The sequence below is a fragment of the Streptomyces sp. NPDC088706 genome, assembly GCF_044752765.1.
In the GTDB taxonomy this organism is placed as follows: domain Bacteria; phylum Actinomycetota; class Actinomycetes; order Streptomycetales; family Streptomycetaceae; genus Streptomyces.
In genome coordinates, this window is record NZ_JBIVLW010000009.1 from 235,520 (window position 1) to 261,625 (window position 26,106).

17 protein-coding genes are annotated in these 26,106 nt (G+C 69.2%); 6 read left to right on the plus strand and 11 right to left on the minus strand.

What is annotated here, in order from left to right; translation table 11 throughout:
* Nucleotides 1-83: 83 nt before the first annotated feature.
* The 7 genes from ACIQAK_RS21925 to ngcE all read right to left on the minus strand — a co-directional run bounded on the left by ACIQAK_RS21925 (nucleotide 84) and on the right by ngcE (nucleotide 8,396).
* Nucleotides 84-1,397, minus strand: a complete 1,314-nt coding sequence (locus ACIQAK_RS21925; RefSeq protein ID WP_366389919.1) for an ABC transporter permease subunit — start codon at nucleotides 1,395-1,397, stop codon at nucleotides 84-86.
* Nucleotides 1,394-2,182 (minus strand): ATP-binding cassette domain-containing protein, encoded by a 789-nt coding sequence (locus tag ACIQAK_RS21930; RefSeq protein WP_366389918.1) that lies wholly within the window; start codon nucleotides 2,180-2,182, stop codon nucleotides 1,394-1,396. The genes ACIQAK_RS21925 and ACIQAK_RS21930 overlap by 4 nt, the downstream gene beginning before the upstream one ends.
* A gap of 202 nt (nucleotides 2,183-2,384) precedes the next feature.
* Nucleotides 2,385-3,497: a substrate-binding domain-containing protein gene (locus tag ACIQAK_RS21935; RefSeq protein WP_366389917.1), complete on the minus strand. Its 1,113-nt coding sequence runs from the start codon at nucleotides 3,495-3,497 to the stop codon at nucleotides 2,385-2,387.
* 120 nt (nucleotides 3,498-3,617) lie between these two features.
* A complete protein-coding gene (locus ACIQAK_RS21940) occupies nucleotides 3,618-4,817 on the minus strand; it encodes an ROK family transcriptional regulator (protein WP_366389916.1) in 1,200 nt (399 codons plus the stop codon).
* A gap of 213 nt (nucleotides 4,818-5,030) precedes the next feature.
* Nucleotides 5,031-5,981 (minus strand): carbohydrate ABC transporter permease, encoded by a 951-nt coding sequence (locus ACIQAK_RS21945; protein ID WP_366389915.1) that lies wholly within the window; start codon nucleotides 5,979-5,981, stop codon nucleotides 5,031-5,033.
* Nucleotides 5,981-6,901, minus strand: coding sequence for a sugar ABC transporter permease (locus ACIQAK_RS21950; protein ID WP_366389914.1), 921 nt, complete (start codon nucleotides 6,899-6,901; stop codon nucleotides 5,981-5,983). Before ACIQAK_RS21950 ends, ACIQAK_RS21945 begins: the two co-directional genes overlap by 1 nt.
* Nucleotides 6,902-6,950: 49 nt before the next feature.
* A complete protein-coding gene (gene ngcE / locus ACIQAK_RS21955; RefSeq protein WP_366389913.1) occupies nucleotides 6,951-8,396 on the minus strand; it encodes an N-acetylglucosamine/diacetylchitobiose ABC transporter substrate-binding protein in 1,446 nt (481 codons plus the stop codon).
* A 504-nt stretch (nucleotides 8,397-8,900) separates the two neighbouring features.
* Here ngcE and ACIQAK_RS21960 point away from each other — a divergent pair.
* The gene (locus ACIQAK_RS21960; RefSeq protein WP_366389912.1) at nucleotides 8,901-12,773 is read left to right on the plus strand and encodes a GH92 family glycosyl hydrolase; all 3,873 of its coding nucleotides are present in this window, start codon (nucleotides 8,901-8,903) and stop codon (nucleotides 12,771-12,773) included.
* Nucleotides 12,774-12,830: 57 nt separating this feature from the next.
* Here ACIQAK_RS21960 and ACIQAK_RS21965 read toward each other — a convergent pair whose 3' ends face one another.
* Nucleotides 12,831-13,448: a histidine phosphatase family protein gene (locus ACIQAK_RS21965; protein ID WP_366389911.1), complete on the minus strand. Its 618-nt coding sequence runs from the start codon at nucleotides 13,446-13,448 to the stop codon at nucleotides 12,831-12,833.
* Nucleotides 13,449-13,546: 98 nt separating this feature from the next.
* Here ACIQAK_RS21965 and ACIQAK_RS21970 point away from each other — a divergent pair, with 98 nt between their 5' ends.
* Nucleotides 13,547-14,143 carry an FxLYD domain-containing protein gene (locus tag ACIQAK_RS21970; protein WP_366389910.1) on the plus strand — a complete coding sequence of 199 codons (597 nt, stop codon included), beginning with the start codon at nucleotides 13,547-13,549 and terminating at the stop codon, nucleotides 14,141-14,143.
* Nucleotides 14,144-14,389: 246 nt separating this feature from the next.
* Here ACIQAK_RS21970 and acnA read toward each other — a convergent pair whose 3' ends face one another.
* The 3 genes from acnA to ACIQAK_RS21985 all read right to left on the minus strand — a co-directional run bounded on the left by acnA (nucleotide 14,390) and on the right by ACIQAK_RS21985 (nucleotide 20,785).
* Entirely contained in the window at nucleotides 14,390-17,107 is a 2,718-nt protein-coding gene (acnA, locus tag ACIQAK_RS21975; protein WP_366389909.1) for an aconitate hydratase AcnA, read from the minus strand.
* A gap of 265 nt (nucleotides 17,108-17,372) precedes the next feature.
* Nucleotides 17,373-17,630 carry a hypothetical protein gene (locus ACIQAK_RS21980; protein WP_366389908.1) on the minus strand — a complete coding sequence of 86 codons (258 nt, stop codon included), beginning with the start codon at nucleotides 17,628-17,630 and terminating at the stop codon, nucleotides 17,373-17,375.
* Between the two features lie 365 nt (nucleotides 17,631-17,995).
* Nucleotides 17,996-20,785: a hypothetical protein gene (locus ACIQAK_RS21985; protein ID WP_366389907.1), complete on the minus strand. Its 2,790-nt coding sequence runs from the start codon at nucleotides 20,783-20,785 to the stop codon at nucleotides 17,996-17,998.
* Nucleotides 20,786-20,979: 194 nt separating this feature from the next.
* On the opposite strand from ACIQAK_RS21985, the gene ACIQAK_RS21990 reads away from it, so the two are divergent.
* The 4 genes from ACIQAK_RS21990 to ACIQAK_RS22005 all read left to right on the plus strand — a co-directional run bounded on the left by ACIQAK_RS21990 (nucleotide 20,980) and on the right by ACIQAK_RS22005 (nucleotide 25,611).
* Nucleotides 20,980-21,831, plus strand: coding sequence for an alpha/beta hydrolase (locus ACIQAK_RS21990; RefSeq protein ID WP_366389906.1), 852 nt, complete (start codon nucleotides 20,980-20,982; stop codon nucleotides 21,829-21,831).
* A gap of 320 nt (nucleotides 21,832-22,151) precedes the next feature.
* Nucleotides 22,152-23,681, plus strand: a complete 1,530-nt coding sequence (locus ACIQAK_RS21995; RefSeq protein WP_366389905.1) for a UDP-N-acetylglucosamine 1-carboxyvinyltransferase — start codon at nucleotides 22,152-22,154, stop codon at nucleotides 23,679-23,681.
* An 860-nt stretch (nucleotides 23,682-24,541) separates the two neighbouring features.
* Complete coding sequence (locus ACIQAK_RS22000; protein WP_366389904.1) at nucleotides 24,542-25,414, plus strand: helix-turn-helix transcriptional regulator; 873 nt, start codon at nucleotides 24,542-24,544, stop codon at nucleotides 25,412-25,414.
* On the plus strand, nucleotides 25,411-25,611 hold the full coding sequence (locus tag ACIQAK_RS22005) for a DUF397 domain-containing protein (RefSeq protein WP_366389903.1): 201 nt from the start codon (nucleotides 25,411-25,413) through the stop codon (nucleotides 25,609-25,611). The genes ACIQAK_RS22000 and ACIQAK_RS22005 overlap by 4 nt, the downstream gene beginning before the upstream one ends.
* Nucleotides 25,612-26,106 lie beyond the last annotated feature (495 nt).

Here is a 26,106-nt window from a genome sequence, read left to right on the forward strand (position 1 = left end):
GCCTGTGTTCGAGCGCGGACGGGCGGGGACGTGCAGGTGCCCGGCACCCCCCTGGGGCGCCGGGCACCTGCACGGATCCGCGGTCAGGCGCGGCCCGCGGTCTTCTGGGTCTTACGGGTGACGGAGTCGATGACGACCGTGGCCAGCAGCACACCACCGGTGATCATGTACTGGATCGGGGTGGCGATGCCCTCCAGCGACAGTCCGTACTGGATGGAGACGATCACCATGACACCGAGCAGCGCGTTCCAGGTGCGGCCGCGGCCGCCGAAGAGGCTGGTGCCGCCGATGACGGCGGCCGCGATGACGTTCATCAGCAGGTCGCCGGTGCCGGAGCCCTGGTTGGCCGCCGCGATCTTGGAGGCCCAGAACAGGCCGCCGATCGCCGCGAAGGTCCCCGCGATGGAGAAGACGGAGACGCGGATCGCGGTGACGTTGATACCGGCGCGCCGGGAGGCCTCGACGCTGCCGCCGAGCGCGAAGATCTTCCGTCCGTACGCCGTGCGGCGCAGCACGAAGTCCGTGCCGACCAGGACGATCAGGAAGAGGACCAGGGCGAGCGGCAGGCCGCGGTACTGGTTGAACATGTACGCCGCGGCGAAGGCGAACACCGCGAGGACGGCGGTGCGCACGATGATGTCGACGATCGGCCGGGACGGGATGCCCGCCGCCTCGCGGCGGCGGGTGTCCAGGAAGGCGGCGGCGAAGTAGCCGATGACCGCGACGGCGGCGAGCCCGTAGGCGGCGGCGACATCGGTGAAGTAGTACGTGGTCAGCCGGCCGACCACGCCGTCGCCGTCCAGGTTGATGGTGCCGGAGTCGCCGAGCAGCTGGAGCATGAAGCCGAGCCAGAACAGCAGGCCGGCCAGGGTGACGGCGAAGGCGGGCGCGCCGATCCTGGCGAAGAAGAAGCCGTGGATCGCGCCGATCACCGCGCCGCTGACGACGGCGACGACGATGGCCAGCCACTCGTTCATGCCCTGGGTGACGCTGAGCACCGCGACCAGGGCGCCGGAGACACCGCTGACCGAGCCGACGGAGAGGTCGATCTCGCCGAGCAGCAGGACGAAGATGATGCCCACGGCCATCATGCCGGTGGCGACCATCGTGGTGGCGATGTCGCTGATGTTCTTCGCGGAGAGGAACTCGGAGTTCATGCTCTGGAAGACGATGGCGATGATCGCGAGGCCGACGACGACCGGGATCGAGCCGAGGTCACCGCCGCTGATCTTGCGCTTGAACTCGGTGAGGTAGCCGGCGAAGCCCTGCTCGCGGATGAGCAGGCGGGGGTCGACGACCGTGGCGGCGCCCTCGGCGGCGTCCGGGTTGCCGACCGGCGGCGCGTCCGCCGGGGTGGAGGTCTTGTCCAGCGAGGTCGCGGACTTGTCGGTGGTCACGGGGAAACCTCCGCGTTGCGCGCCGCACGTCGGGTCACGGCGTTGTCCGTGGCGCCGGTGATGGCGGAGATGATCTCTTCCTGGGAGGTGGTCTTCACGTCGAAGACACCGTTGTTCCGGCCCAGCCGGAGCACGGCGACCTTGTCGGCGACGGCCTTCACATCGGCCATGTTGTGGCTGATGAGGATGACCGCGTGACCGCGCTCGCGCAGCCGCTCGACGAGGTCGAGGACCTGGGCGGTCTGCTCGACACCGAGGGCCGCGGTCGGCTCGTCGAGGATGACGAGCTTGGGCTCGCCGAGCATCGACCGGGCGATGGCCACGGTCTGGCGCTGGCCGCCGGAGAGCGAGGCGATCGGGATGCGGACGCTCGGGATGCGGATGGAGAGCGTGGACAGCAGCTCGCGGGAGCGGCGCTCCATCTCCACCTCGTCCAGGATGCCGAACCTGCGCAGCTCCCGGCCCAGGTAGAGGTTGCCGACGACATCGATGTTGTCGCACAGCGCGAGGTCCTGATAGACCGTGGCGACGCCGAGGTGCTGGGCGTCGTTCGGCTTGTCGATCTGCACGGCCCTGCCCTCCCACTCGATGACACCGTCATCGATGGGGTGCACTCCGGCGATCGTCTTGACCAGCGTTGATTTACCGGCGCCGTTGTCGCCCACCAGGGCGACCACCTCACCGGCGTGGACCTCAAGCTCTACATCGGTGAGTACCTGGACGGCACCGAATCGCTTGGAGACCCCTCGCAACGCCAACACGGGCGTAGCGGACACGTGAACCATCTCCTTCGCCGCCTGACCGGCGGGGATGCCGCGCCTGGGGGAAGGCGCGACGGTCGAGCAGAAGAACAGAAAAAGGGGGGAAGCGTTCCGTCCGGCGCCCCGCCCGGTAGCGGGACGGTCGGTGGGCGGGGCACCGGACAGGCTTCGTGGCGCGCGGGGCCGGGGTGCGGCGGGCGCGGGCGCGGCAGGGAGCCCCGGGGGGCTACTTCAGACCGATCTTGTCGCAGGCGGCCTTGTACTTGCCGGTGCAGATCTCGTCCAGCGTGTAGATGCCGTCCTTGATGACGGTGTCCTTGATGTTGTCCTCGGTCAGTGAGACGACCGGGACGAGGACCGTCGGGATGCCCTTCTGGCTGGCGTTGTCGACCTTGGAGGTGGCGATCGAGTCGAGCTTCTCGCCCTTGGCCAGGGCGACGGCCATCTCGGCGGCGACGACGCCCTCGGCCGGGTAGGACTTGTAGACGCTCATGAACTGCTCACCGGTGACGATGCGCTGCACGCCCGCCAGCTCGGCGTCCTGGCCGGTGACCGGGGGGAGCTCCGGCAGGCCGGCGGCCTTGAGGGCGGTGATGATGCCGCCCGCCATGCCGTCGTTGGCGGAGTAGACGCCGTCGATCTTGTCCTTGCCGAGCGCGGTGATCGCCGCTTCCATGTTGGCGTTGGCGTTCTCCGGCTTCCACTCCTTGGTGTCGTACTCCTTGCCGTACTTCACCTTGCCGTCGAGGACGGACTTGGCGCCCTTCTTGAAGAGCGCGGCGTTCGGGTCGGTGATCGCGCCGTTCATCATCACGATCGTGGAGCCGGCGGCCTTGTCGCCCAGGGCCTCCAGCAGCGCGGTGCCCTGCGCGCGGCCGACCTCTTCGTTGTCGAAGGAGGTGTACGCGTCGATGGGGCCCTCGGCGAGACGGTCGAAGGCCACGACCGGGATGCCCGCGTCCTTGGCCCTCTTGATGCTGTTCTCGATCGCCTTGGCGTCCACCGCGCCGACGATGAGCGCGTCGACCTTGTTGGTGATCATCGTGTCGATCTGCTGCGCCTGGGTCGTCGCGTCCTGCTTGGCGTTGTTGTAGGTGACCTTCGCCTTGCCGTCCGTGAGCTCGCTGATCTTCTTCTCGATGATCGGCCGGTCGAACTTCTCGTAACGGGCCGTCTGGTTCTCGGGGAGGAGCAGACCTATCTTCAGGTCGTCGCCCTTCTTCTCCGAGCCCTGTTCGGCCTTGTCGCCGGACTCCTTGGCGCTCCCGCAAGCGGCCAGCGAGACCGCCATCGTGGTGGCGGCAACGGCAACGGCGGCACGACGCATACGCGTGTTCATTCTCGAACCTCCCTGACGAGGCCGCGACGTTGCGGCCGAGGTGGCTGGAAGTCAACTCGGCCGCAGCGTCAGCGTCAAGGAGTAAATCCTTAACGAGATGACAACGGTGCCATTCGTTATCTAAGTGAAGGCAGGAGTCGCGGCCGGGAGAGTGCTCTCCAATAGGGTGGAATCCCCCATCTCGCTCAGCACCAGGGCGAGGGCGCCCAGCACTTCGGCCCGCCCGCCCAGGGCGCCCGGGAGCACCGAGAGCTGCCGGGCGGCGCTGGGGATCGCGTAACGCGACACGGAGTCCCGTATGGGCCCCAGAACCAGCTCCCCGGCCTCCGCCAGCGAGCCGCCGAGCACGACCCGGCTGGGGTTGAGCAGGTTGCACAGGTTGGCGACACCGCTGCCTATGTGGCGGCCGACGTCACCGATCACCCGGCGGCACCCCGGATCGCCCTCCCGGGCCAGCTGGACCACCCGCTCCATGGTGAGGCCGGGCCCGTGGCTGGGCTGGAGCAGCGGCAGGACGTAGCGCGCGGCGGTGAAGGTCTCCAGGCAGCCGCGGTTGCCGCACCGGCAGACCGGGCCCGACTCGTCGAGGGTGATGTGGCCGATCTCGCCGGCCGTGCCGCCGGGACCCCGGTAGATGGTCCCGTCGATCACCAGACCGGCGCCGACACCGCTGGCGACCTTGATGTACGCGAGGTCCCTCACGCCCCGCCCGCTCCCCCAGACCAGCTCGCCCAGGGCCCCGAGGTTGGCGTCGTTGTCGACGTACACCGGGACGCCGAGACGGCCGGAGAGCTCCTCGCTGGGGTTGATGCCCGTCCAGCCCGGCAGGATCGAGGTGGAGCCCAGCGTGCCGGACTCGACGTCGATGGGGCCCGGTACACCGAGGCCGACGCCGACGATCTTGTCCGGGCCGATCCCGGTCGCCTCGATCAACCGGTTGACCAGCACTTCCGCCCGGTCGAACCCCTCCGCGGAGGAGGCGTCGACGTCCAGCGGCTCGGACTCCTCGGCCAGCACCTGGTGGGCCAGGTTGCCGACGGCGACCCGCAGGTGCGTATGGCCGAAGTCGACCCCGATGACGATGCCCGCGTCGCCGCTGAGCGAGACGCTGCGGGCCCGGCGGCCGCCCGCCGAGGTGGGCGTCACCTCGACCGTTCCGCCGTCCTTCAGCTCCCGGACGATATTGGAGACCGTGGCCGCGGAGAGGCCGGTGCTCCGGGCGATCTCCGCCTGGGTGAGCGATCCCGCCATCCGTACGGCGCGTACGACCCGCTCCAGATTGGCCCTGTGCAGCGATGTCTGCGACCCGGGAGTCTCCATCGACTCATCCACTCCTGCCCTTGGCGGGCGGCCCAGCGGGCCACCCCGGCCGGGGCAGCAGCGATGACACCCCGGCTTCCTCCAACATGTGAACTCTAAGATGACCGTTCGGGGGTGCCTCCCGTCAAGACCTGAGCATCCGCGCACCCACGACGGCCCGGTGCCCCGGCGGAATGACTCCGCCGGGGCACCGGGCCGTCGTCGATACGTGACCTACTTCAGCGCCCCCGCCGTCAGACCGGAGACGACCTGGCGCTGGAAGATGATGTACGCCGCCAGCACCGGAAGCATGGCGATGACCAGCCCGGCGAAGAGTCCGGAGTAGTCGCCCTTGTACCCCTGGCTGGAGGCCAGCTCCACCAGGCCCTGGGCGAGTACCCGCTTCTCCGGGTCGGTGTTCAGCACCGTCGGCAGCATGTACTGGTTCCACTGCCCCAGGAAGTTGAAGATGCCGACGCTGATCAGGCCGGGCTTGGCCATCGGCAGCATCACCTGGAAGAACGTCCGGGTGTGCGAGGCCCCGTCGATGATCGACGCCTCCGCCACCGAGGTCGGCAGCGTACGGAAGAACGAGGTCAGGAAGAACACGGTGAACGGCAGCGAGTACGCGATGTACACGAGGATCAGTCCGTGGATCGTGTTCAGCAGGCCCATGTTGTCCATGACGTAGAACAGCGGGACCAGGGCCAGCATGATCGGGAAGCTCATGCCGCCGACGAACAGGAAGTAGATGAAGCGGTTGCCCGGGAACTCGAAGCGCGCGAGCACATAGGCGGCCATCGAGCCGAAGGCCAGGGTGCCGACGAGTGACCCGCCCACCACCAGGATGGTGTTCAGGAAGTACTCGCTCATATGGGCCTGGCTCCAGGCCCGGCCCCAGCTGTCGAAGTTCAGCGAGCTCGGCAGCGACCAGGGGGTGTTGAAGATGTCCGAGTCCGTCTTGAACGAGGACATCACCGCCCAGAACAGCGGCAGCACGACCATCACCGCCCACAGGACGAGCATCCCGTGCGAGAAGACGTTGAGGACGTGGCCCTCGCTGCTCTTCGCGGGGGCCGACGGGCGCTTGGGGGCGGGCCCGGTGCGCTGGGCGGGCACCTGGGAGACGTCGGTGCCGGAGGAGGAGCCGGAGGCGCCGGAGGGAGGGGTGTCAGTGGTCTTCATCAGAACTCCAGCCGCTCGCGCCGGCCCACCCGCATGACGACGGCGGCGAACGCCAGCGTCACGATGAGCAGGGCGACACCGATCGTGGTCGCGTAGCCCGCCTGTCCGTCACGGAACGCCGCCTGGTAGACGTACAGCGGCAGGACGGTGGTCGAGTAGTCGGGCCCGCCGGGGCCGACGCTCATGATGTGCACGATGGCGAAGCCCTCGGCACCGAGCGCCAGGATGCCCATGTAGACCCAGCCGGACTGGACCGTGTCCCACAGCAGGGGCAGCGTGATCCGGAAGAAGGTCGTGAAGCGGCTCGCCCCGTCCAGCAGGGCGGCTTCGTAGAAGTCCTTGGGGATGGAGGCCATGCCCGCGGAGAACAGCACCACGAAGAACCCGGTCGTGCACCAGACGAGGACCGCCATGATGACCCACAGGGCCAGCTGCGGATCGCCCAGCCAGTCCGGTACGTCGTCGAAGCCCACGGCCTTGAGCGTGCCGTTGATCATGCCCTGGGCCGGGTCGAAGGCGAACTGGAACAGGATGGCCACGATCGCGATCGAGAGCACCTGCGGGAAGAAGTAGGCGATCTTGTAGAAGCCCGAGCCCCGTACGCCGGTGACGGCGGCGCCCTTGCGGCGCCTGCCGCCCACGTTGAGCATGAAGGCGAAGAAGAGCGCGAGGCCCAGCGTCACCAGCGGCAGCAGCACGGCCAGCAGCACGCTGTGCTGCAGCGATTTCCAGAAGACGTCGTCGTCGAGCATCTTGGTGTAGTTGTCGAACCCGACCATCTTGAAGTCGGGGCTCAGCCCCGTCCAGTCCGTGAACGAGTAGTAGATGGACTGGATGAAGGGCCAGATGACGAAGATGACGTACAACGCCATCGGGACCACCAAGAACCCGACTATGAACCGGTATTTACCGTGTTGCATCGTTACCGACTCCGACCTTCCCCGAGCTGCCGCCGCTGGTGACGCGTGATCACGCGTGCTTGAAGTGCTTGATGGACTGGTCCTTGGCGGTCGCGTCGGCGAAGGCCTGGATCTTCTTGATGGTCTCGGCCGGGGTGGCGCGGCCGGCCATCATCTCGCCGAGCGCGGCGACACCGATCTGCTCCTTCTGGAGCTTCACGTACCAGTCCTGCAGACGGGGGTTGACCACGTTGGTGCCCGCCTTCTCCAGCGCGGCCACACCGGACTTCAGGCCGTCGGAGAGCTCGATGCCGTCGGTGCCGCCGTTGAAGGCGGAGAGCGACTTGGTGTTGGTGGTGAAGGATGTGGAGGAGGCCTCGCTGAGCATGATGCGCAGCTGCTCCATACCGCCCGCCGGGTTCTTCGCCTTGGTCGGGACGATGAACGGCTCACCGCCGGACGCCCAGATGGTGCCGAAGGGCAGCTTGTCCGAGGAGTCCAGGCTGGAGGGGGCGCCCACGGACAGCTTGAAGTCCTTGGGGATGATCGCCGCTTCCTCGTTCTCCACCCAGGAGCCGTTCGGGATGAACAGCGCCTTGCCGCGGGCCCAGGCGCCCTGCGAACCGCGGTGGTCCAGGCCCGGGGTGCCCTTGAGGATGTAGCCCTTGGCGTAGAGCTCGTAGTACGCCTCGAATGCCGTCTTGACCGCGGGGTGCTCCCAGGCCTTCGGCTCCAGGTTGTCGATGGCGTCGAGGACCTCAACGCCGCCGATCTTGCCGATGAACGGGTAGAGCGAGAAGGGGATGTAGTACGGGTGCTTGCCGGGGTAGGTCCAGCCGGCGATGCCCTGCTTCTTCGCCTTCGCGCAGAGCGCGAGCATGTCGTCCCAGGTCTCCGGGTACGTGGCGTCGAGCTTGTCCAGCGCGGTCTGCGAGTACCACACGCCGTAGACCGTGTACGCGTAGTACATGATCCAGACCGGGTCGCCGTCGAACTGGCCCATCTCGACGATGCCCGGCCGCAGGGTGTCGCGGACCTTCTTGGCGGGGTCGTCGATGGAGGGGGCGTCGAGCAGCGGGGTGAGGTCGGTGAGCTGCTTCTTGCCGACCAGGACGCCCATGTCCATCTGCTGCGCACCGGAGTTGTCGATCAGGTCCGGCGGGGTGCCACCGTTGAAGCGGGGCTGGAGGACCGACTGGATCTTCTGCGTCGCGGAGAACTTGACCTGCGCCTCGGGGTAGGTCTTCTGGTAGACGTCCCGGGCGTCCTCGGCGTACTTGGTGCCGAACCCGCCGTCGAAGATGACGATCTCCAGCGGGGCGCTGCCGTTGACGGCCAGCGGGTTCTTCTCGGTCTTCTCGCCCTTTTCGACCTTGTCGTCGCTGCCGCTGTCGCCGCTCGCGCAGGCGGACAGGAAGCTCATCGTCGGAACAGCGATCAGGCCGAGTGCGGCAGAACGCTTGATCAGATCACGACGGCCGAGGCCCTCATTGTCGTGAGCGGAGGTGGATCCCATGCTCAAGTCCTCGCCTTCTCCAGGACTCAGGCGGTGTACCGGTCACCCGTCGAAAATTCGCCTCAGGCGAAGGGCCCCGCCACCGCGGTCGGTTGCGCTCGGGTCTTGCGGATATGCAGGTGTACCGGAGAAAACCGGCGGAGTGGGGGTGTCGGAGAACCGTACAGTCAGGACGCCCCCGGCGCCCTCGCTGCCATCCCCTCGTTCCCCCCGGTGCGCATCCGTCGGAAACGGCTGCGCAGATGGCGACAGGTATAGTCCACTTGTCGCCAACTGAGCAAGATCGAATGCACGTTGGGGCGACAGTCTTTCCCGAGTTGAGACCTCGCGGACTCCTCGGCACCGTACGCCCTCGCCCAGGGGCGGTTTTCTCCTCTTACGGTGATTCGTGGACCGCACCTGAGGCAACACCCTTGACACGCCCTGTCACTTGGCTCCCTACTGGACCTTGCATCCCGCTATGACAACGTTGTCCAAGCACGCTCCGGGGAGGAATGGCTCGGTATGCAGCCACCACGTGGTCTCCATCATGGCGCCGGGAAGGTCTTCAGCAGCGCCACCCGTACGAGACGGAGCCGCACGGCCGCCGTCCTCGCGGCATCTCTCGCCCTGGCCCTCGCGGCCCCCACGGCCGCCGTCGCCGACCCGTCCGGGGCACCGCGGAAGCCTGCCGGCGAACGGACGTTCCGCTCCTCGTTCGAAGCGGACGAGAGGCAGCCGGACTGGCGCAACACGGTCGAGGAGGGGCCGGACGGCAACGAGCGCTCATCGGGTGTCGACGGCGGGTTCTCCGCCGGAATACCGGGCAACGTCACCGGCCGGGTGACCGACGTCCGCGCCAGCGCCGAGAACACCGCGGGCGGCGAGGTCAAGGAGAACCTGGTCGATGTCGAACCGGGCTCCAAATGGCTGGCGTTCGCAAGGACCGGCTGGGTCGAGTTCGACCTGGACGAGCCGGTGGAGGTGGTGACGTACGCGCTCACCTCGGCCAACGACCACGCCCCGCGCGACCCGAAGGACTGGACGCTCAAGGGCTCGGCCGACGGCAAGGAGTGGACCGACCTCGACAAGCGCACGGGCGAGACCTTCGCCAAGCGGCACGAGACCAAGTCGTACGACTTCGCCTCCGGCACCGCCTACCGGCACTTCCGGCTGGAGATCACCGCCAACAACGGCGCGTCGGACATCCTCCAGCTCGCCGACGTTCAGTTCTCGAACGGGGACAGCTCCGTACCCGTCCCGGAGGAGATGCGCAGCCAGGCCGACCGCGGTCCCTCCGGTTCGCCGACGGCCAAGGCGGGCGCGGGATTCACCGGAAAGAGGGCACTGCGTTACGCCGGTACGCACCAGCCCGACGGCCGGGCCTACTCGTACAACAAGATGTTCGACGAGAACACGGCCGTCACCAAGGACACCGAGCTGTCCTACCTCGTCTACCCGCAGATGGGTGAGACGGACCTGAACTACCCCGCCACCCACATCGCGGTGGATCTCGCCTTCACCGACGGCACGTATCTGAGCGAGCTGAAGGCCACCGACAGCCACGGCGGGCTGCTGACCCCGCGGGGCCAGGCGGACGCCGAGCGCCTCTACGTCAACCAGTGGAACAAGGTCGCCTCCCGCATCGGCACGGTGGCCGCCGGCAAGACTGTGGACCGGATCCTGGTGGCGTACGACTCCCCCAAGGGCCCGGCGAAGTTCCAGGGCTGGGTCGACGACGTCGTGATCGCCCCGAAGGCGCGCGAGAAGCGCAAGGCGCATCTGTCGGACTACGCGCTGACCACCCGCGGCACCAACTCCAGCGGCGGCTTCTCACGGGGCAACAACATTCCGGCCACCGCCGTCCCGCACGGCTTCAACTTCTGGACGCCGGTCACCAACGCCGGTTCGCTGAGCTGGCTGTACGACTACCACCGGGGCAACAACGAGGACAACCTCCCCACGCTCCAGGCCTTCGCCGCCAGCCATGAGCCGAGCCCCTGGATGGGCGACCGGCAGACCTTCCAGGTGATGCCCTCGGCCGCCTCCGGCACCCCGGACGCCGCCCGCACCGCCCGCGCGCTGCCCTTCCGGCACGAGAGGGAGACAGCGAAACCGCACTACTACGGCGTCACGTTCGAGAACGGCCTCAAGGCCGAGATGGCGCCGGCGGACCACGCGGCGCGGATGCGGTTCACCTACCCCGGCAAGGACGCGAGCCTGGTCTTCGACAACGTGTCGAACGCCGGCGGCCTGACCCTGGACCCCGGGACCCGTTCCTTCTCCGGCTACACGGATGTCAGGAGCGGCCTGTCCACCGGGGCGACCCGCATGTTCGTGTACGGCGTCTTCGACGCTCCGGTCACCGACAGCGGGAAGCTGAAGGGCGGCGGGGGCGACGACGTCACCGGCTTCTTCCGCTTCGACGCGGGCAAGGACCGCACGGTCAACCTGCGTCTGGCCACCTCACTGATCGGCGTGGACCAGGCGAAGGAGAACCTGGCCATGGAGATCCCGGAGTCCACCTCCTTCGAGCGGGTGCAGCGCAGGGCGCAGCGGGCCTGGGACGACATCCTGGGGACGATCGAGGTCGAGGGCGCGAACGCGGACCAGCTCACCACCCTCTACTCCAGCCTCTACCGGCTCTATCTCTACCCGAACTCCGGCCACGAGAAGGTCGACGGGAAGAACAAGTACGCCAGCCCCTTCTCCGAGCCGGCCGGCAAGGACACCCCGACGCGGACCGGGGCGAAGATCGTCGACGGCAAGGTGTTCGTCAACAACGGCTTCTGGGACACCTACCGCACGACGTGGCCCGCGTACTCCTTCTTCTCCCCGAAGAAGGCCGGCGAGCTGGTCGACGGCTTCGTGCAGCACTACAAGGACGGCGGCTGGACCTCCCGCTGGTCCTCCCCCGGTTACGCGGACCTGATGACCGGCACCAGCACGGACGTGGCCTTCGCGGACGCGTACGTCAAGGGCGTGAAGTTCGACGCGGAGGCGGCGTACGACGCGGCGGTCAAGAACGCCACGGTGGCCCCGCCGTCCTCGGGGGTGGGCCGCAAGGGCCTGGAGACCTCGGTCTTCACCGGCTACGCGAACACCGCCACCCATGAGGGCCTGTCCTGGTCGCTGGAGGGCTACGTCAACGACTACGGCATCGCCCGGATGGGCCAGGAGCTGTACCGGAAGACGAAGAAGGCGCGGTACAGGGAAGAGTCCGAGTACTTCATGAACCGGGCGCAGAAGTACGTCAAGCTCTTCGACGACAAGGCCGGGTTCTTCCAGGGCAGGAAGCCGAACGGCGACTGGCGCCTGCCCGCCGGCAGTTACGACCCCCGCGTCTGGGGCTACGACTACACCGAGACCAACGGATGGGGTTACGCCTTCACCGCCCCGCAGGACAGCCGGGGCCTGGCCAACCTGTACGGCGGCCGCGCGGGGCTCGGCAGGAAGCTGGACACGTACTTCTCCACGCCGGAGACGGCGGGCCCGGAGTTCGTCGGCAGCTACGGCGGGGTCATCCACGAGATGACCGAGGCGCGTGACGTGCGGATGGGTCAGTACGGGCACAGCAACCAGGTCGCCCACCACGCCACGTACATGTACAACGCGGCCTCCCAGCCGTACAGGACGCAGGAGAAGGTCCGCGAGGTGCTGGGCCGGCTGTACGTCGGCAGCGCGATCGGGCAGGGCATCCACGGCGACGAGGACAACGGCGAGCAGTCGGCCTGGTTCCTGTTCTCCGCGCTCGGCTTCTACCCGCTGGTGATGGGCAGCGGGGAGTACGCGATCGGCTCGCCGCTCTTCAAGAAGGTCACCGTCCGCATGGACAACGGCCGCAAGCTGACCGTCAAGGCCCCGAAGAACAGCGCGAAGAACATCTACGTGCGAGGCGTGAAGGTCAACGGCAAGAGGTGGACCTCCACCGCGCTCCCGCACGACGTGCTGGCCGAGGGCGGCACGCTGGAGTTCGACATGGGCCCCAGGCCGTCCGCCTGGGGCACGGGCAAGGACGCGGCCCCGGTCTCCATCCAGCAGGACGACAGGGCTCCGGCGCCCAGGGGCGATGTGCTGAAGGGTGACGGTGTCCTGTTCGACAACACCTCGGCCACTTCTGGGGAGGCCGCGTCGGTGGAGCTGCCGGTGCCCTCTGCTACGAAGGCGCTCCAGTACACGCTGACGTCGGCGGCGGCGGACAAGGCCCCGGCGGGCTGGACCCTCCAGGGCTCGTCCGACGGGAAGACCTGGAAGGACCTGGACCGCCGCTCCGGCCAGTCCTTCGCCTGGGACAGGCAGACCCGGGCCTTCTCGGTGGACCGGCCCGGGGCGTACGCGAAGTACCGGTTGGTGCTGACGGGTCCGGCGACGCTGGCGGAGGTGGAGCTGATCTCCTGACGCTCCGGTCGTATGCCGGCGGCCGGTACCCCGGGGTGGGGTGCCGGCCGTCGGCGTTCACGCCTCCTGGAGGCTTTCGGGCAGGGCCAGGTTGAGTGCGGTGACGACCGGCCGGCCGTGTTCGGTGCCGAGCCGGGAGACGGCTCCGGTGGCGAGCTGGAAGAGGCGCCCCTCGGCCGGGGTCAGCCCCAGGTAGCGGGCGGTGAGCACGCGCAGGAAGTGCGAGTGGGCGACGAGCGCGATGTCCCCGTCCCCGGCCCGCTCGGCGGCCGAATGGACCCCGGCGAGCACCTGATCGGCCCGCTGCCCGATCTGGGCGGGGCTCTCCCCCGGGTGCTCCGGGGTGCCGGGGTCGACTCCGTCGGTCCAGAGGTTCCAGAAGGGCCGGGTGCGGCGGATCTCCTGGGTGGTGATGCCCTCGTAGCCGCCGTAGTCCCACTCCCGCAGCTCGGGTGTGACCCGGGGAGCGGGGAGCCCGGCCAGCTCGGCGGTGCGGCGGGCCCGGACGGCGGGGCTGACGAGGGTGAGCGCGATGGTGCGGTCGGCGAGCAGCGGGACGAGGGCCCGGGCCTGGCGTTCGCCGGTGGCGGTCAGGGGTAGGTCGGTGTAACTCGTGTGCTGCCCGGAGCGGGACCATTCGGTCTCGCCGTGCCGGATGAGGATCAGCTCGCCCATGGTGGTCCGTTCGGTTTCTGTACGGGTGGTGTGAGTGTGGCTGGTGGGGCCACGTACCGTAAAGCCCTCACCTGATCGACTTCCCGTGGGGGGACCTCATGTCCGACAACTTTCCGCCTCCGCCGCCCGAACAGCCCCAGCCGTCACCGCAGCACCCGACGGGGTTGCCGCAGCCTTCGCCGTGGGTGGCTCCCATAGCGCCGCCGCACAAGCAGCGTACGGGGCTGATCGTCACGCTCGCCGTGGGAGGGGGGCTGGTCGTCGCGGGGGCGGTGGTGGCGCTCGTCTACTCGGTGATGACGTCGGTCTCGGACTCCATCGCCCGGTCCCCCGAGCGGTCGGACGCGCCCTTCTCCGCGCCGTACGACGAGGAGCCGGTGGAGGAGTACGACCCCGAGCCCGTCGAGCCCGAGCCGGCCGCCGAGGAGGACGTCACGATCAGCAAGTGCACGCGCGACGACCTGATCGGCTGGCCGCACGCCGACCTGAAGATCGTCAACGGGTCCGACACCCCGGCGGGTTACGTCGTGTTCGTCACGTTCGTGGACGGCGACGGCGCCAAGGTGACCGACGGCACCGCGACCACCGCGAGCCTCGCCCCCGGTGCGACGGCCAAGGTGAAGGCCCAGGGACTCGGCGAGGTGCCCGCGGGCACGAAGTGCCAGATCGAGCGGGTCCAGCGGGACCCGATGTGACGCTCCGTCGAGCGGGCGGGTCCAGCGGGATCCGATGTGACGCTCCGTCGAGCGGGTGGGTCCAGCGGGACCCGATGTGACGCTCCGTCGAGCGGGCGGGTTCAGCGGGACCCGATGTGACGCTCCGTCGAGCGGGTGGGTCCAGCGGGACCCGATGTGACGCTCCGGTGTTCCGACGGAACGCGGAAGGGCCGCCCCCCGGGGAGATCCGGGGTGCGGCCCTTCCTCGCTCGGTCGCCGACCCGCCTACTTGCGGATCAGGCTGCGGAGCACGTACTGCAGGATGCCGCCGTTGCGGTAGTAGTCCGCCTCGCCGGGCGTGTCGATACGGACGACGCCGTCGAACTCCACACCGGTGTCGGTGGTGACCTTGACCGTGCGCGGGGTGGTGCCGTTGTTCAGTTCGGTGACGCCGGTGAAGGAGAAGGTCTCCTCGCCGGTGAGGCCGAGGGTCTCGGCGGTCTGGCCCTCGGGGAACTGGAGCGGGAGGACGCCCATGCCGATGAGGTTCGAGCGGTGGATGCGCTCGTAGGACTCGGCGATGACAGCCTTGACGCCGAGGAGCGCGGTGCCCTTGGCGGCCCAGTCACGGGACGAGCCGGAGCCGTACTCCTTGCCCGCGAGGATCGCGAGGGGGGTGCCGGCGGCCTGGTAGTTCTGCGAGGCGTCGTAGATGAACGACACCGGGCCGTCGTCCTTGGTGAAGTCGCGGGTGTAGCCGCCCTCGGTGCCCGGCGCGATCTGGTTGCGCAGGCGGATGTTGGCGAACGTGCCGCGGATCATGACCTCGTGGTTGCCTCGGCGCGAGCCGTAGGAGTTGAAGTCGCGGCGCTCGATGCCGTGCTCGTTGAGGTACTTGCCGGCCGGGGTGTCGGCCTTGATGGCGCCGGCCGGGGAAATGTGGTCGGTGGTGACCGAGTCGCCGAGCTTGGCGAGCACCCGGGCACCGGTGATGTCCTCGACCGGGGTCGTCTCCATCGTCATGCCCTCGAAGTACGGGGGCTTGCGCACGTAGGTGGACTCGGAGTCCCATTCGAAGGTGTTGCCGGTCGGGATCGGCAGCGCCTGCCACTGGGCGTCGCCCGCGAAGACGTCCTGGTAGGACTTGTTGAACATGTCCTCGCCGATGGCGTTCGCCACGACGTCGTTGACCTCGGCCTCGGAGGGCCAGATGTCGGCCAGGTGGACCGGCTTGCCGTCCTGGTCGACGCCGAGGGCGTCCTTGGTGATGTCGACCTTCATCGAACCGGCGATGGCGTACGCGACGACCAGCGGCGGGGACGCCAGGTAGTTCATCTTGACGTCGGGGTTGATCCGGCCCTCGAAGTTGCGGTTGCCGGAGAGCACCGAGGTGACCGCGAGGTCGTTGTCGTTGATCGCCTTGGAGACCTCGTCCGGCAGCGGGCCGGAGTTGCCGATGCAGGTGGTGCAGCCGTAGCCGACGAGGTTGAAGCCGACCTTGTCGAGGTACGGGGTCAGGCCCGCCTTGTCGAAGTAGTCGGTGACGACCTTCGAGCCCGGGGCGAGGGTGGTCTTGACCCACGGCTTGCGGGTCAGGCCCTTCTCGACCGCCTTCTTCGCCACGAGCGCGGCGGCGACCATGACGTAGGGGTTGGAGGTGTTGGTGCACGAGGTGATCGCGGCAACGGTGACGGCGCCGTGGTCGATCTCGTACGTCGAGCCGTCGGGGGCCGTGACGGTGACCGGCTTGGACGGGACGCCGTTCGGCGTGTTGGACGGGGCGTCGGAGGCCGGGAAGGACTCCTTGCTCGCCTCCATCTCGTCCGCGACGTAGTTGCGCACGTCCTGGGCGAACTGCTCCTTGGCGTTGGCCAGGATGATGCGGTCCTGCGGGCGCTTCGGGCCGGCGATGGAGGGGACGACCGTGGAGAGGTCGAGCTCCAGCTTCTCGGAGAAGTCCGGCTCGGCGGCCGGGTCGAGCCAGAGGCCCTGCTCCTTGGCGTACGCCTCGACGAGGGCGACCTGCTGCTCGTCGCGGCCGGTCAGGCGCAGGTACTTCAGCGTCTCGTCGTCGATCGGGAAGATCGCCGCGGTGGAGCCGAACTCCGGCGACATGTTGCCGATGGTGGCGCGGTTGGCCAGCGAGGTGGCGGAGACGCCCTCACCGTAGAACTCGACGAACTTGCCGACGACGCCGTGCTTGCGGAGCATCTCGGTGATGGTCAGCACGAGGTCGGTGGCGGTGGTGCCGGCCGGGAGCTCGCCGGTCAGCTTGAAGCCGACGACGCGCGGGATGAGCATGGAGACCGGCTGGCCCAGCATCGCGGCCTCGGCCTCGATGCCGCCGACGCCCCAGCCCAGCACGCCGAGGCCGTTGACCATGGTGGTGTGCGAGTCGGTGCCGACGAGGGTGTCGGGGTAGGCCTGGCCACCCCGGACCATGACCGTGCGGGCCAGGTGCTCGATGTTCACCTGGTGGACGATGCCGGTGCCCGGGGGGACGACCTTGAACTCGTCGAAGGCGGTCTGGCCCCAGCGCAGGAACTGGTAGCGCTCCTTGTTGCGGCCGTACTCCAGCTCGACGTTCTGGGCGAACGCCTCGTTGGTGCCGAACTTGTCGGCGATGACGGAGTGGTCGATGACCAGCTCGGCCGGGGCCAGCGGGTTGATCTTCGCCGGGTCGCCGCCCAGTTCCTTCACGGCCTCACGCATGGTGGCGAGGTCCACGACACACGGCACGCCGGTGAAGTCCTGCATGATCACGCGGGCCGGCGTGAACTGGATCTCCTGGCTGGGCTGCGCCTGGGAGTCCCAGCCGCCGATGGCACGGATGTGGTCGGCGGTGATGTTCGCGCCGTCCTCGGTACGGAGCAGGTTCTCCAGCAGGACCTTCAGGCTGTACGGGAGGCGCGCGGAGCCCTCTACCTTGTCCAGCTTGAAGATCTCGTACGACTCGTCGCCCACGCGCAGCGTGCTGCGGGCGTCGAAGCTGTTCGCCGACACGACAGTCTCCTTCTTCAATGTGCGCGTCTACCGCGCCGCGCCTCATTGGCAGCGGGCGCCGCGTTGTGCCGCCTACGGCCCCGACCATCCGCTAAGGTAAGGCTAAGTTAGGCATGCCTTACCGGGCGGCGGCTGCGGTGCGCCTCGGCAGATATCTCGATGTCGAGATAACTCTAGTACATAGCCGCCGCCCGGTCATGCCCAGGTGTCCTCCCGCACTCCTACCCGCGCCTTCGTGGGCGATGTCGGCGGTAGTAGGAGAGCGTCACGGCAGCCGTTGGACGACGGCGGCCATGGGGCGCACCTGCCGCCCGCCGAGCAGCGGGATCCAGCGCGGTACGACCTCGCCCCAGGGGCGGACCAGGCCGATGGTCAGGAGGGCGACCAGCTCGCAGGCCTGGCTGAGCGCCGGCATCCAGACCTTGGCCCCGGCCGTCGTGAAGGGCTCGAAGCCCGCTCCCATGTAGCCGGCGGGGTGTCCGAGCACCAGGGCGATGCGCCACAGCCCGCTCGGCAGGACCACCGGTGCGGTGAGGCGCGCGGCCGGACCGCCCAGCGCGGCGGCGGGGCCGCGGAGGGGGCAGGGGCTGTGTGTGAGGTCATGCGCCTCATCCTGCTGGCCGCCCGGACCCGTTCCATCGGCCTGTGCGGCGGACCTGATGAGCTCTCGGTACGAGAGGTACGCGTCGGGCTCCGCCCGGCGGCGCAGGCCCGGTCGTGCGGGAGACGCAGACAGCGCAGGCCCGGTCGTGCGGGAGACACAGACAGCGCAGGCCCGGTCGTGCGGGAGACGCAGACAGCGCAGGCCCGGTCGTGCGGGAGACGCAGACAGAGATCCGGCCTCCCCGCCGGATCGCGGGAAGGCCGGACCTGGTGCCAACGGGTGCGCTACGACGCGTCGCGGACCGTGCCCTCGAAGGGCTGGGCCAGCGGTTCTCCCCCGTCGTCCGTGAGCTGGAAGCGGACGTACTCGGCCGACTCCTTCACTTGGTCACGGACGGTCGGAACGGTCAGGTCCAGGGACGTCTTCCCGGCCGGGACCGACATCCACAGCGTCCCGTACTCGACCTTCGAGAGCGGGATCGCCGGGTTCGGGGCCTCCTCCACGAGCTGGTCCAGCCACTCCTGGTCGACATCGGCCGTGGACAGCTCCGGGCGTCCGTCGGGGACGGGGACCAACTGGGCCAGGGTCCAGATCTCGGTGTCCGCCTGCTCCGAGAGGGAGACGCGCCACGTCAGCGGCGCGCCCTCAGAGACATCGGCGGCCACCGGCTCGACGGTCACCTTGGGCATCGGGTCGTCGTTCTCGGCGGTGACACCGCCGGCGTCCGCGCCGACGACCGTTCCCCGGACCGCCTTGACCAGGATGTCGTGGGGCTTGTCCCAGCCGTAGCGCTTGTTGCCCTCGACCTTCACCGTGACCTTGATCCCGGCGGTGCCGGGGCCGACCTTGACCAGCCGGCCGGCCGACTCGCCGGTCTCGGGGTCGACGACGTACAGCCGGACCGCTCCGGCGTTCTTGCCGGTGGTGCGGACGGGCACCTGGTACGTGCGGAAGCCGGAGTCGCCCTCCTTGACCGTGAGGCGGCCGATGTCGACGCGGGCGAGCGGCGCCGCCTTCGCCGCAGGGGTGCCCGGCTTCCAGGACCAGGCGTCCATCAGCCACGCCTTGCCCGAGGAGGACTTCGGGGTCAGCTCCAGGGAGGCGATCGTGCCGAGGTTCAGCTTGGCGCGGGTCGCGGCGGTCAGCGGGACGCGGACCTCCTGCGCCCAGTACGAGGCGGTGCGGTCGGTGCCGGGGAGCCCGTCGATCTTGACGCTGCCCAGCTTGGCGCGCTTGCCCTTGGCGTCCTTGACGTGGACGTCGAAGCGGGTGCCGCTGGTGTTCGGCGGTACGGCGACGCGCAGGGCGAGGCTGTGCGCGCCCTTGAGCGAGACCGGCTTCTTCGGGGTGAGGCGGGCGGCCGTGCCCGGCTTCTTCCAGTCCAGGGCGACCGCCTGGCGGCCGGCCTCGTGCTCGGGGCGCCACCGCGCGAAGTGCGGCGAGGAGCCGGGGTCCTTCTCGCCCAGGCAGGCGGAGCGGCCGGGGGCGACGGCGTCGCACAGCCTGGCGCCGGTGACCTTCAGCGGGCCCTGCGGGTCGTCGGGGAGGAAGCCGGCGCTCCGGTTGCCGCCGACCGCGTGGGTCAGCACCCGGGCGGGGTCGGCGGAGGGGGCGCGGCGGCCGGTGCCGTCGACGAGCTGGCGTACGCGGTCGTCACCGCCGACGAACAGCCGCGCGGCGGCGGCGATGTAGGTCGCGCCCACCTTGTGCTGCTGGTCGGCGGTCAGCCGGCCGGCGGCGCCGGGCGAGCAGAGCGGGTCACGTGCCTCGGGGTCGTGCCAGAAGTCGTCGTCGGCCGGGGCCTGGGCCTGGCCCGGGGTCCACTCGGTGTTGAAGTAGTTGTGGTTGGCGCCGACCATGTAGACCGAGCTGTGCAGGGCCTTGCCCTGGCTGACACCCCGGGTGCCGTCCGTGAACACCTGGCCCTGGAGGTCGGAGACGTCCCCGTCGCAGCCCGGCAGGATGGTGAGCGAGGGGACGTCCGGCACCGGGTTCTGGCCGAAGAGGGTGGGGCCGATGTGGACCGTGCCGCGGATGTTCCAGCGGGCCTTCGACCGGTAGCCGTCCTCGGCGGCCGGTGGCTTGTACAGGCTGTCCATCACCGCGCGGTTGACGCCCTCGCCGCCGCGCGAGTGCCCGACGAGGAGCACCCGGGACAGGTCGGCCTTCGGGCCCTTGCGCACGGTGGCGGGCGCGGAGGCGGGCTTGGCGGCCCAGTCGGCCCAGCGGCCGAGGTGGTTGCGGATCAGCGAGGAGCGGGCCTGCGCGCCGCCGTCCTCGACGTCCCCGTCCTGGCCGTTGATGCCATTGGCGGAGATCGAGACGGTCACGTACCCCTGGGAGGCCAGCAGTTTCTGGTCGCGCAGATAGCCCCGGTGGCTGGGGATCGGCTTGCTGCCCTTGGCGCAGGGCCAGTCGCCGGAGACGTCCTCGGTCCTGCCGGGGACGTAGCAGGTGGAGTGGCGGCCGTGCAGGAACAGGGCGAGGGGACGCTTGCCGGGTGCCTTCTTCGGGGCGACGACGACACCGCGCATCTCGACCGGGGCGGGGAGGCCGGGGAGCTTGACGGAGGCGAGGCTGTACTCGCCGGTGGTGGTGGCGTACGTGCCGGACTTGCCCGGGTCGATGGTCCCCGCGGGCAGCTTGGGCGGCAGCTTCGGAGCGGGCGGCTCGGCCCGGCGGCTCGCGCCGGCGCCCGGGGCCTCGTCGAGCCGGCGCCCGGCGGCCTCGACCTCCAGGTCGCCGAGGTCGGCGGCGCGGACCTCGTCCATGGGGAGCCGGAAGGTCCGGCCGTCGTCCTGCTGTTCGGGTACGCCCACGAGTTCGCCGTTCGCGCGGAACTCCACGCGGGCGTCGCCCACGGGGACCGGCTGGGGCGCGCGCCACTCGAGGTGGTTGCGCCCCTTCTCACCGGCGATGCGCCAGCCGGGCGGCAGCGCGTTCCCGGTGTCCCGCGTCGCGGTGGCGGTGGGTATCTCCGGCGGGGCCGGGGTGGCGTACGCCCCCGTAGGCGCCACCCCTGCCACCGTCAGCACCGCGATCGCGGTGGCCCATGCTCTCCGGCCACGTATCAAAGCCCCTCCTCAACCCTGGTCACACGCGTGTCCGTTCCGGTGGTCTGTTCCGGATCGAACGCGCTCTCGGACATCGAGACGGGGAGGTGATCGCGTGGGTTGCCTCCGCGGGCGGAGTGATCCGCGATCCTCGCGCACCGCCGGTCGGTAGGGTCGTGCGGCGGATACGTGCCGCGTGGCGGAGGGATGGCGGAGTGAGGGTCAGGGAGAGCGATCTGCGGCTGGACGACGGCCGCGGGCTCCATGTGTACGACACCGGCGACGACGACGCCCCGGACGACGGGCTCGTCGTCTTCTGGCACCACGGCACGCCGAACACCGGCTCTCCGCCGGCCCCGCTCTTCCCCGCCGCCGCGGCGCTGGGCATCCGCTGGGTGTCGTACGACCGTCCCGGCTACGGCGGTTCGTCCCCGCTGCCCGGCCGCGACGTGGCGTCGGCCGCAGCCGACGTACGGGCGGTCGCCGACGCTCTCGCCATCGACCGGTTCGCCGTCCTGGGCCATTCCGGCGGCGGTCCGCACGCGCTGGCCTGCGGCGCGCTGCTGCCGGACCGGGTCGTCGGCGTGGTGACGGCCGCGGGCCTCGCCCCGTACGACGCCGGGGGGCTCGACTGGTTCGCCGGCATGGTGCCGTCCTCGGCGGCTTCCCTGCGGGCGGCGGCCGAGGGGCGCGCGGCGAAGGAGGCGTACGAGGCGGGCGCCGGGTACGACCCGGAGATGTTCACCGACGCCGACCACGACGCGCTGGCCGGTACGTGGTCCTGGTTCGACCAGGTGGTGGGGCCGGCCCTGGAGGGCGGGCCGGACGGCCTGATCACCGACGACCTGGCCTACGTCGCTCCGTGGGGTTTCGATCCCGCGCGGATCACCGCCCCCCTGCTCCTGCTCCACGGCGGGCAGGACCGGATCGCGCCCGCCACCCACGGCCGGTGGCTCGCGGAGCGCTGCCCGACGGCCGAACTGCGGCTGCGGCCGACGGACGGGCACATCTCGGTGCTCGACGCGGGGGCGGAGGCCTTGGAGTGGCTGGCGTCCGGGAGCGGCTGACGGCTTGACGCCCTGGAGTGGGCGGCGTCCGGGGCGGGTGATGCGGAGGCCCTGGAGTGGGCGGCGTCCGGGGCGGCCTGACGGCTGACGCCGGACGACCCGTCGGCGCAGCGGCTGAGCCGGGCCGACACCCCGTACGGCCGTAAGTCCCGCGCCGCGTCGCCCCACCCGGGGGACGATGGCGGCGCGGGCCGTTCGCGCGTTCCGCGAGCGGGCGGTACGCCGCCCTCCCGGAAACGATTCGAAACGGTTGCACTCCCGTCACTCGAACGGCACAGCCCCGCAGCGGCCTCATCTCATATCTGAGATAACCTGCCGCCATGTCAGACGACTACCTCGCACGCATCGGCAAGCTCATCCGTGACGCCCGGCAGCATCGGGGCTGGACCCAGACGCAGCTGGCCGAAGCGCTCGGCACGAGCCAGAGCGCTGTCAACCGCATCGAGCGCGGCAACCAGAACATCAGCCTTGAGATGATCGCCCGTATCGGCGAAGCCCTCGACAGCGAGATCGTGTCGCTCGGCTACTCCGGGCCCATGCATCTGCGGGTCGTCGGTGGCCGTCGGCTCTCCGGCGCCATCGACGTCAAGACCAGCAAGAACGCCTGCGTCGCGCTGTTGTGCGCCTCGCTGCTCAACAAGGGCCGCACGGTCCTGCGCCGGGTCGCCAGGATCGAGGAGGTGTTCCGGCTCCTGGAGGTGCTGAACTCCATCGGGGTGCGCACCCGCTGGGTCAACGACGGCGTGGACCTGGAGATCGTGCCGCCCGCGCAGCTGGAGATGGAGGCGATCGACGCCGACGCCGCGCGCCGCACCCGCTCGATCATCATGTTCCTGGGCCCGCTGCTGCACCGGATGGAGCAGTTCACCCTGCCGTACGCGGGCGGCTGCGACCTGGGCACCCGCACGATCGAGCCGCACATGATCGCGCTGCGCCGGTTCGGCCTGGAGATCGCCGCCACGGAAGGGCTCTACCACGCGCAGGTGGACCGCTCGGCCTCCCCCGGCCGGCCCATCGTGCTGACCGAGCGCGGCGACACGGTGACCGAGAACGCCCTGCTGGCCGCCGCCCGCCACGAGGGTACGACGGTCATCCGCAACGCCTCCTCCAACTACATGGTCCAGGACCTCTGCTTCTTCCTGGAGGCGCTGGGTGTACGGGTCGACGGCATCGGCACGACGACGCTCACCGTGCACGGGGTCCCGCAGATCGACGTGGACGTGGACTACTCCCCCTCCGAGGACCCGGTCGAGGCGATGAGCCTGCTGGCCGCCGCGGTGGTGACGGAGTCCGAACTCACCATCCGCCGGGTGCCGATCGAGTTCCTGGAGATCGAGCTGGCGGTCCTGGAGGAGATGGGTGTCGACTGCGACCGCACCCCGGAGTACGCGGCTGACAACGCCCGTACCCGCTTGGTCGACCTGACGGTCCGGCCTTCCAAACTGGAGGCGCCGATCGACAAGATCCATCCGATGCCGTTCCCCGGCCTCAACATCGACAACGTACCCTTCTTCGCGGCCATCGCGGCCTCCGCGCAGGGCCAGACCCTGATCCACGACTGGGTCTATGACAACCGCGCGATCTACCTCACCGACCTCAACCGCCTCGGCGGCCGCCTCCAACTCCTCGACCCGCACCGGGTCCTGGTCGAGGGCCCCACCCGCTGGCGCGCCGCCGAAATGATGTGCCCGCCCGCCCTGCGGCCCGCCGTGGTGGTGCTGCTGGCGATGATGGCGGCCGAGGGCACCTCCGTACTGCGCAACGTCTATGTCATCAACCGGGGTTACGAGGAGCTGGCGGAGCGGCTCAACTCGGTGGGGGCGCAGATCGAGATCTTCCGGGACATTTGACACGACGATGCCGCCGCACCCCATCTGACCTGCCATTTAGCGGGTCAGGGAGGGGTGCGGCGGCATGTCTGGGACTTCTCTGGGACTTTGGGCCTGCGGCGGGCTACGAGCCACGCTCCACGGGCCCAGCGGACCGGCTGGAGGACATCGGCAGGGGGAGGGAAGCGGTGGTCCGTAGCGGCGATGGCGCTGAGGGATCTCTCCGGTCGGCAGCGGCTTCCGGGCATGGCAGGGGAGAGAGGGCGTGCGGCCGGCGGGGTGACCTCGGCGACTGTCACGAGCGGTTACCTCGCAGCACTGCTCGAACGGTCTTTCCGACTTCCCCGTCCTTGCGGGGATGCCAGGACACGACATCTCCGTATTGCGCGACGCGCCAAAGCCCCTTTCCCCAAAGGCCCTCCGCCGCCTGCTCGAAGAACGGGAACTCCGGGTTGCGGTCCGTCACATCGAGCAACAGGTCGTCTGTGCCGGTGCGCGCGATACGAAGCCCGATCTCCTTGTCGCGGCACCGGCCGAACTCGCTGGCATTGCGAACCAGGTGATCGACTGTTGCGACTGCCAGCCCAAGCGGACCGGCCCAGCCGGACGTGGCTTAGGCACGTCAGCGCCTGGATACGTGCGGCCTGGGCGTCCCGGTGCGGCTGGAGCGAACGGATGGCGAGGCGACGTTCCAGGGTGAGCGCTGCCGGAGGCGAGCGGAATGGTGGGGTGGTGAAGGTCATGCTGCACGCTCCGGAAGAGCGAGCGCGCAGTGGACCGTCAACCCGTCATCACTGACGTCCAGACGATCGACGAAGGCGGCGACGAGGTGCAGGCCCCGCCCGTCCTCCGACTGATCGTCCAATGGTCGAGGAACGGGCGTGCGCCCGGGCAAACCGCGACCGACTGCACGCAAGATCGCTCTCGGACAGGAGCTGCGTAAGCTCCGCGCTGCCCGAGGACTCACGATCGAGGAGGCTGCCGCCGGCATGGGCTTCTCGGAGGCCCAGTTGCAACGCGTCGAGACCGGGTTCTCAGCCCTGCGCCGGATCAACCATCTCAGCGCTCTCCTGGAACGCCACGGAGTCGAAGAGACAGACCAGCTTGAGCTGATGACCATCTGGCGTGACGCGGCGAGCGAGGAGTGGGTCAGCGAGTTCAAGGACGGCATGACGCCCACCCAGATGCCGAAGTTCGTGGGCATCGAGGAGGTTGCCCGCACGATCCGGGCGTACCACCCGCTGCTGCCGTGGGGGATGCTCCAGACCGAGGAGTACGCAAGAGCCTTGTTCGCTATGCAACAACCCGTGCTCGAAGCGCCGTCCGAGTCCGTCGAGAAGGCCGTCAGGCTCCGACTCCGCCGCCGGGAGTGCATCACTCGCGAAGACGAGCCGGTGAACTTGGTCGCCATCATTGGCGAGTCGGCGCTGCGGCACATTGTCGGTGGCATAGATGTCATGCAGGGCCAGTGCCAAGAGCTGATCAAGTTGTCCGAGCTGGGCAACGTCACGATTCAGATTCTGCCTACCGAGGGCAAGCGATATCGCTTCGCGGCAGATTTCAGCATCCTGAACATGGGGGACGAACTTCCTTCGCAGGTCCAGGCAGATAACGCGTGGGGCGCTCTTGCTATGTCGAGTCGGCCTCGCGATGTAGGGGTCTTCAGTCGGAGGTTCGAGCGGCTGACGGCAGCCGCTCTCTCTCCGGAAGAGACCGCAGACTATGTTCGGAATCTATCCCGAGAGATCAAATGACCAAATCATCCGTACACCCCAACAACCGCCCCAACTGGTTCAAGTCCTCCTACTCGGAGGGCAGCGGCAACGCCTGCGTTGAGATCGCCATCCAGGCTGCAGAGGTGCCCGTCCGTGACTCCAAGGACCTGACGACGCCGTACTTCGGAGTGTCTACCGCCGCATGGTCCGCCTTCGTGGATCACGCAGCCCGCTAGGACGCCGCGAGAGCATCGGCCCCCTCAGAACTCCTTGAGGGGGGCCGGTTTGCGCTGTGTGCCACCGGCCTACCCTCGCTCGCGGCGGGGCGGCCTGACCAGGCAGCCGAGTTCCAGCTCGTCATCGTTCCGGGGGCAACTGCCTTTCCGGCGCCACCCGGAGCGGTACCTGGAGTCTGCTCCCGTACGGACGAGGGCCACCGAGGACGAGTCCGGGGGCCATCCCGCCTCTGCCGAATGCGCCGAGTACGACCTGCTCGCGCGCCCGTGTGCTCCGGATGATCAGGCGCGCAGTGCAGCACGCCGCCTTCGACCTCAAGAGGCATGCTAAGAGCTCGTAACACGATCATGTGCGTGTCTTCTTGAGGCGTCTCCAGCAGATCAGGCTGCAAGCCAGGGGGACGAAGGCGTCGTGGAGTTCGGTGCGGCGTTCCCAGCGGACGGCGAGACGCTTGAAGTGATGGAGGAGCGCGAAGGTCTGCTCGACGACGTAGC

Coding starts and splice junctions, on each gene's coding strand:
- ACIQAK_RS21930 (WP_366389918.1), bottom strand. CDS start 2,182: ATGGTTCACGTGTCCGCTACGCCCGTGTTGGCGTTGCGAGGGGTCTCC.
- ACIQAK_RS21935 (WP_366389917.1), bottom strand. CDS start 3,497: ATGAACACGCGTATGCGTCGTGCCGCCGTTGCCGTTGCCGCCACCACG.
- ACIQAK_RS21940 (WP_366389916.1), bottom strand. CDS start 4,817: ATGGAGACTCCCGGGTCGCAGACATCGCTGCACAGGGCCAATCTGGAG.
- ACIQAK_RS21945 (WP_366389915.1), bottom strand. CDS start 5,981: ATGAAGACCACTGACACCCCTCCCTCCGGCGCCTCCGGCTCCTCCTCC.
- ACIQAK_RS21950 (WP_366389914.1), bottom strand. CDS start 6,901: ATGCAACACGGTAAATACCGGTTCATAGTCGGGTTCTTGGTGGTCCCG.
- ngcE (WP_366389913.1), bottom strand. CDS start 8,396: ATGGGATCCACCTCCGCTCACGACAATGAGGGCCTCGGCCGTCGTGAT.
- ACIQAK_RS21960 (WP_366389912.1), top strand. CDS start 8,901: ATGCAGCCACCACGTGGTCTCCATCATGGCGCCGGGAAGGTCTTCAGC.
- ACIQAK_RS21965 (WP_366389911.1), bottom strand. CDS start 13,448: ATGGGCGAGCTGATCCTCATCCGGCACGGCGAGACCGAATGGTCCCGC.
- ACIQAK_RS21970 (WP_366389910.1), top strand. CDS start 13,547: ATGTCCGACAACTTTCCGCCTCCGCCGCCCGAACAGCCCCAGCCGTCA.
- ACIQAK_RS21995 (WP_366389905.1), top strand. CDS start 22,152: ATGTCAGACGACTACCTCGCACGCATCGGCAAGCTCATCCGTGACGCC.
- ACIQAK_RS22005 (WP_366389903.1), top strand. CDS start 25,411: ATGACCAAATCATCCGTACACCCCAACAACCGCCCCAACTGGTTCAAG.